This window comes from Micromonospora sp. NPDC003776 (assembly GCF_053605645.1).
In genome coordinates this window covers 1-5,335 of sequence record NZ_JBSGJR010000499.1, presented here as the reverse complement: position 1 = coordinate 5,335, position 5,335 = coordinate 1, and the positions used below count along the sequence as shown (strand labels likewise).

Sequence of the window (5,335 nt, the reverse complement as noted above, 5' to 3'; positions counted from 1 at the left end):
GTCGTCGGCCTGGCCGCCGCCGCGGTCGAGCGCCGGATCCGGCCGGGCGCCGACGCCGTGGCCGAGTCGGTCCTGATCGCCGCCGGCATCCTGGTCGGGTACGCCCGCCGGGTCGACCACACCTTCGATCCAGCGCTGGCGCTCGCCGCCCCCGTGCTGCTCGGCCTGGTGCTGCTGGTGGGGCCGCTGCGCGCGGCGGGCGCGCTGGAGATCCGGGCGGCCAACCTCCCGGTCCGCTCCTGGGCCCCGCGGCTCGCCGCCCGACTCGACGACGTGCTGCTCGGGCTGCTCGCCGTGGTGGCGGTGGCCGCCGGCCTCGACCTGCCCGCCTGGGTGGCGCTGGTCGCCGTCCTGCTCGTCGCGGCCGGCTTCGGCGTGACCGGGCTGGACCTGGCCCGGCGCCGGTTCCGGCCGCCGGCCGGGGGCGGCCCGGTGGGCCGGGCGCTGCGCCGGCACCAGCCCGAGTTCCTGCTCTACTTCTCCGCCCCACCCGGGTCGGAGTACCAGGTCACCATGTGGCTGCCCTACCTGGAGCGGATCGGCCGGCCGTTCATGGTCCTGGTCCGCGAGCCGGAGTACCTCGCCACCATCGCCGCGGCGACCCGCGCGCCGGTCGTCTTCTGCCCGACCCTCAAGGCCATGGACGAGGCGCTGGTGCCGAGCCTGCGGGTGGCGTTCTACGTCAACCACGGCGCGAAGAACAGCCACTGCATCCGCTTCTCCCGGCTCACCCACGTGCAGCTGCACCACGGCGACAGCGACAAGGCGCCCAGCGCCAACCCGGTCTCCGGGATCTTCGACAGGATCTTCGTCGCCGGCCCGGCGGCGATCGAGCGGTACGCCCGGGCCGGCGTGGAGATCCCGGCCGAGAAGTTCATCGTGGTGGGCCGGCCCCAGGTCGAGGCGATCGAGGTACGCCGGGAGCCGGCGCGCGGCCTGGCCGCCCCGACCGTGCTCTACACCCCGACCTGGACGGGGCACCACGCGGACGCCGACTACTGCTCGCTGCCGGTGGCCGAGACCATGCTGCGCCGGCTGCTCGACCGGGGCGCCACGGTGATCCTGCGGGCCCACCCGTACACCGCGCAGAACCCCGCCTCGGCGCGGCAGCTCGCCCGCCTCACCGAACTGCTCGCCGCCGACCGGGCGAGGTCCGGCCGGGCGCACCTGTGGGGCGCCGCCGCCGGCCGCGACCTGACCCTGACCGAGTGCGTGAACCGGTCCGACGCGCTGATCTCGGACGTGTCCGGGGTGATCTCCGACTACCTCTACTCCGGCAAGCCGTACGCGGTGACCGACATGGGCGCGGACGGCAGCGACTTCGTGGCGCGGTTCCCGCTCGCCGGTTCCGGCTACGTGCTGCGGCGCGACATGTCCAACCTGGACGAGGTGCTGACCGAGCTGCTCGACACCGACCCGAAGGCGGCGGAACGCTGGGTCACCCGGGCCCGCTACCTCGGCGACTTCCCGGAGGACGGGTACGCCGAGGCGTTCCTCGACGCCGCCCGGCGGGAGCTCGAACCGGGCTGGAACACGCCGGCGCCGCGCACCGCCGACGCGGTCGCCCCGGGCGGCTCGCCGCTCTCCCCGACCGGCTAGGACGGGTGCCGAGAACGGCGCCTCGGCGGGACACCTGACCACCCCGGCCCGGTCGATAATGATCGACGTGACCGTGCGATACGACGAGGTGCTGGGCCCGCTGCGCGCGGCGTACGACGCGCGGGCGGCCGAGCGCGACGGGCTCACCAAGGAACCGTGGAAGCTGGCGGAACGGCAGGCGTTCCGGGACCGGCTGGCGCCGGGCGCGCGGCTGCTGGAGATCGGCGCCGGCACCGGGCAGGATGCCAGCTACTTCCAGCGGGAGGGCTTCGCCGTCGTCGCGGTCGACCTGTCGCCGGCGATGGTCGGGCGCTGCCGGGCCAAGGGCGTCGAGGCCCACGTCATGGACTTCCTGCACCTGAGCTTTCCGCCCGGCTCGTTCGACGCGGTGTTCGCGCTGAACTGCCTGCTGCACGTGCCCAACCACGACCTGCCCGCGGTCCTGGCGGCGATCCGGGCGGCCCTGCGCCCCGGCGGGCTCTTCTTCCTCGGCGTGTACGGCGGCACCGAGAGCGCCGAGGGCCCGATCGACGGCGACCAGCATGTGCCGCCGCGCTTCTTCTCCTGGCGCACCGACGACCAGCTGCTCGGCTTCGCCACCGCATGGTTCGACCTCGTGGACTTCCACCGCGTCGAGGTCGGTGGCGGCCACCGGTTCCAGTCGCTGACGCTGCGCCGCCCGGACCACCACGATCCCGGAGAGGACCATGACCAGGTCGGACATCAAGCGTGAGCGTAAGGACCTCTACGCCCCCCGCGCCGACAGCTTCCAGCTCGTGGAGGTGCCGGCACTGCCGTTCCTGATGGTCGACGGCGCGGGCGACCCCAACACGGCACAGTCCTACCAGGACGCCGTGGCGGCGCTGTACGCCGTGTCGTACGCGCTGAAGTTCGCCGGCAGGCAGGCGTTGGGCCGGGACCACGTGGTCGCTCCGCTGGAGGGCTTGTGGTCGGCCGACGATCCGGCCGCCTTCGTGACCCGGGCCAAGGGCGAGTGGCGATGGACCATGATGATCACCCAGCCCGAGTGGATCACCGGGGCCATGGTGGACGAGGCGGTCCGGCTGACCGCCAGCAGGAAGCACCTGCCGGCCGCGGACCGGCTCCGGTTCGAACCGTACGCCGAGGGGTTGTCCGTGCAGGTGCTGCACGTCGGCTCGTACGACGACGAGGGTCCGGTGCTCGCCGGCCTGCACCACGAGTTCATGCCGGCCAACGGCCTCACGTTCAACGGCCCGCACCACGAGATCTATCTCAGCGACCCGCGGCGGACCGAGCCGGCGAAGCTGCGGACCGTGCTCCGCCAGCCGGTGACCCGCGGCTGACCGCCGGGACGCCCCTCACCGGTACGAATCGAGCAGGGCGAGCACCGCCTCCGGGTCCTCGACGTGCGCGTTGTGGCCGAGCCCCGGCAGGGTGGCGACCGGCACGCCCAGCTCCTTGAGCTGCGCGTCGGACACCATCGGGTCCTGTTCACCCCGGGCCAGCAGCACCGGTACGTCGGTCGCGGCGAGCAGGACCGGCAGCCGCGGCTCCCCCACCGCGAAGGCGGCCGGGTCCATGGCCAGCCGCCAGCGGCCGTCCTCCCGGCGCAGCCCGGCGTCGACCACCGGATGATCGGGGGCGAACAGTCCGGCCAGCCCGGAGACCCGCAGGTACCGCCGGGCCGCCTCGTCCCGGCTGGCGAACCAGGTCACCGGTCGCTCGGCCAGCTCACGGGCCTTCGCCAGCTCGGCCGGGGACCAGACGGCCTTGATGCCCAGCCCGATCACGGCGTCCACCGGCAGCGCCCGGGTCCGGGCGGCCAGGGCCAGCGCCACCACCCCGCCCAGCGAGTGGCCGAGCACCACGAGGCGGTCCCGGGGGCCGAGCCGCTCGGCGACCGGGCCGAGCCCCGCCACGACCCGGTCCGCGAGGGCCTCGAACGAATATCCGGGCAGCGGCGGGGACCAGCCGTGGCCGGCCAGGTCGGGCGCGAGCCAGCGACCCGCCCAGCGGCGCTCCAGCAGCGGCGCCCAGGGCAGCCAGACCTCGCCGGTGGCACCCATGCCGTGCAACAGCAGCAGATGGCGGCTACCCGTCGCGTCACCCATACGGCGCAGTGTGCCACCGGACGGACACGACGCGCGAGACCGGGCCACCGGCGGCCGCCCCGCCGGACGGCGTCGGGCCCCGGCTCGGAGAGCCGGGGCCCGACGGGGAAGGGTGCGATCAGGCGGAGTAGCCGCGGGTGGCCATCCAGTTCGCCAGGTCGATGGTGCTGATCCAGTACGCCGGCAGCGACGGGTCGGCCGAGTCGGCGATCCGGACCGTGCGGCCGTCGTTCTTGTACCCGACCACCGCGATGTAGTGGCCCCCGGGGAAGGAGTGCCAGCCGCCGTCGGTGTCGGTCGCGGAGCCCACGATGTTGGCGACCACGCCACGGCCGTCGGTGATGGCCTTGACCACGTCGGCCTGGAGCTGGTCCATCTGCGCCGGGGTCGGGGTGCCGGGGATCATGTGCGTCCGCCACGGGCTGCCCTTGACCATCTGGTTGAGCCCGCGGGTGGTGTCCTCCGCCGAGTTGGTGCCGTTCTCGCCGGCGTTCAGCGGGGCCACCATCGCGTCCTGGGTGGTCTCGACGCCGCTCGCGCTGAGCGCGTTGCGCACCGCGGCCGGGCCGCAGTTCCAGTACGCGGTCTGCGCCTCGTAGGTGTAGTCGAGCACCTTGGTCGACGGCGGCTTCGGCTTGGCCTTCTTGGTGACGTCCGGGTCGGCCTTGGCGCTGCTGGCCTTCGCGCTCGGCGAGGCGCTCGGCGACGCGCTCGGCGAGTCGGACGGGGACGGCGGGGCGGCGACCTTGGCCTCGGCCGCGACCTTGCCCAGCTCGGGGGCGAGCTCGGCGACGGAGGCGGTGTTGTGCTGGCGTACCGGCGAGTCGTTGGTGGCGGCCAGGGCGGCGCCGGTACCGCCGGCCAGGACGAGCGCCGCGGCCGAGCCGGCGACGATCTGGTACGGCCGCTCGGTCACGAGGCGGCGCAGCTGACGCTTCAGGTGGTGCTTCACGTGTTCCTCCACGGGGGGCCGGAGCGGCACACGCCGGCCCGCCGCGCGGAGGAGCTCACGCGCGTTCGTGGGGCGGGGTGGCCGCGGGGACGGTACGCCCGGAGGGGCCGGGCTCCCAGGGGGGGTGCGGGGCGCCGTCAGGCGAGCGCCGGCACCGAGGCGCCGTGGAGGCGGGAGGAGGATCGGGGGGTGGTCGGCACGAGGACGGAACTCCTTCCTTCACCGCCTACCGGGTTAGCTGACGGATTCGGGCGGGAAGTACGCCCTACCGCGGGCCGAGGCTCGCGGATTCACCCCGGTGTTGCCTGGGTCCCCGGTTCGTGAGATCACGATTGAGCGGGTCGGCACGGCGTCGCCACTTGCGATCGAAAACCGCACCGGACGCGCCGACACTACCGGTGGGTACTCGCCCTGCCAACCCCGCTCACCTGCGTAAACCTCGAACATCGCTACTCTGACCGGAACAGCCGGTCACTGACGTCACTCAATGGGACGAGCAGTTATCCCGGAACTGTCGGGCAACAATCGGACATCCGGTGGCGAGCCGACGGGAATTGCGGCGCTCGATCGCCCGAACTGATCCCGATGACCGTTTGCGGCACCCGCGTGACCGGGCTCACCGCATTCGGGTAACAATTCAGCCGACCCGGGCCGGGCGCCAGCGGGCCGGGGCGGCCACCGCCGGGGCGGC

Annotated in this window: 5 protein-coding genes and 1 riboswitch; of the genes, 3 read left to right on the top strand and 2 right to left on the bottom strand. The window is 73.9% G+C overall.

From position 1 onward, the window contains the following. From ACWEVO_RS29265 to ACWEVO_RS29255, 3 genes are all read left to right on the top strand, one after another. Window positions 1–1,599 (top strand): CDP-glycerol glycerophosphotransferase family protein (locus tag ACWEVO_RS29265; RefSeq protein WP_452310705.1); only part of this gene is annotated, 1,599 nt, incomplete at its 5' end. Between the two features lie 58 nt (window positions 1,600–1,657). After that, complete coding sequence (locus ACWEVO_RS29260) at window positions 1,658–2,332, top strand: methyltransferase domain-containing protein (protein WP_452310704.1); 675 nt, start codon at window positions 1,658–1,660, stop codon at window positions 2,330–2,332. Next, window positions 2,307–2,924 carry a GyrI-like domain-containing protein gene (locus tag ACWEVO_RS29255; RefSeq protein ID WP_452310703.1) on the top strand — a complete coding sequence of 206 codons (618 nt, stop codon included), beginning with the start codon at window positions 2,307–2,309 and terminating at the stop codon, window positions 2,922–2,924. The genes ACWEVO_RS29260 and ACWEVO_RS29255 overlap by 26 nt, the downstream gene beginning before the upstream one ends. A gap of 15 nt (window positions 2,925–2,939) precedes the next feature. On the opposite strand, the gene ACWEVO_RS29250 is transcribed toward ACWEVO_RS29255, so the two are convergent. Both ACWEVO_RS29250 and ACWEVO_RS29245 read right to left on the bottom strand, forming a co-directional pair. Then, window positions 2,940–3,692, bottom strand: a complete 753-nt coding sequence (locus tag ACWEVO_RS29250; RefSeq protein ID WP_452310702.1) for an alpha/beta fold hydrolase — start codon at window positions 3,690–3,692, stop codon at window positions 2,940–2,942. A gap of 118 nt (window positions 3,693–3,810) precedes the next feature. After that, the gene (locus tag ACWEVO_RS29245) at window positions 3,811–4,644 is read right to left on the bottom strand and encodes a C39 family peptidase (RefSeq protein WP_452310701.1); all 834 of its coding nucleotides are present in this window, start codon (window positions 4,642–4,644) and stop codon (window positions 3,811–3,813) included. 208 nt (window positions 4,645–4,852) lie between these two features. After that, window positions 4,853–4,993: riboswitch (cyclic di-AMP (ydaO/yuaA leader) on the bottom strand. Window positions 4,994–5,335: the final 342 nt, after the last annotated feature.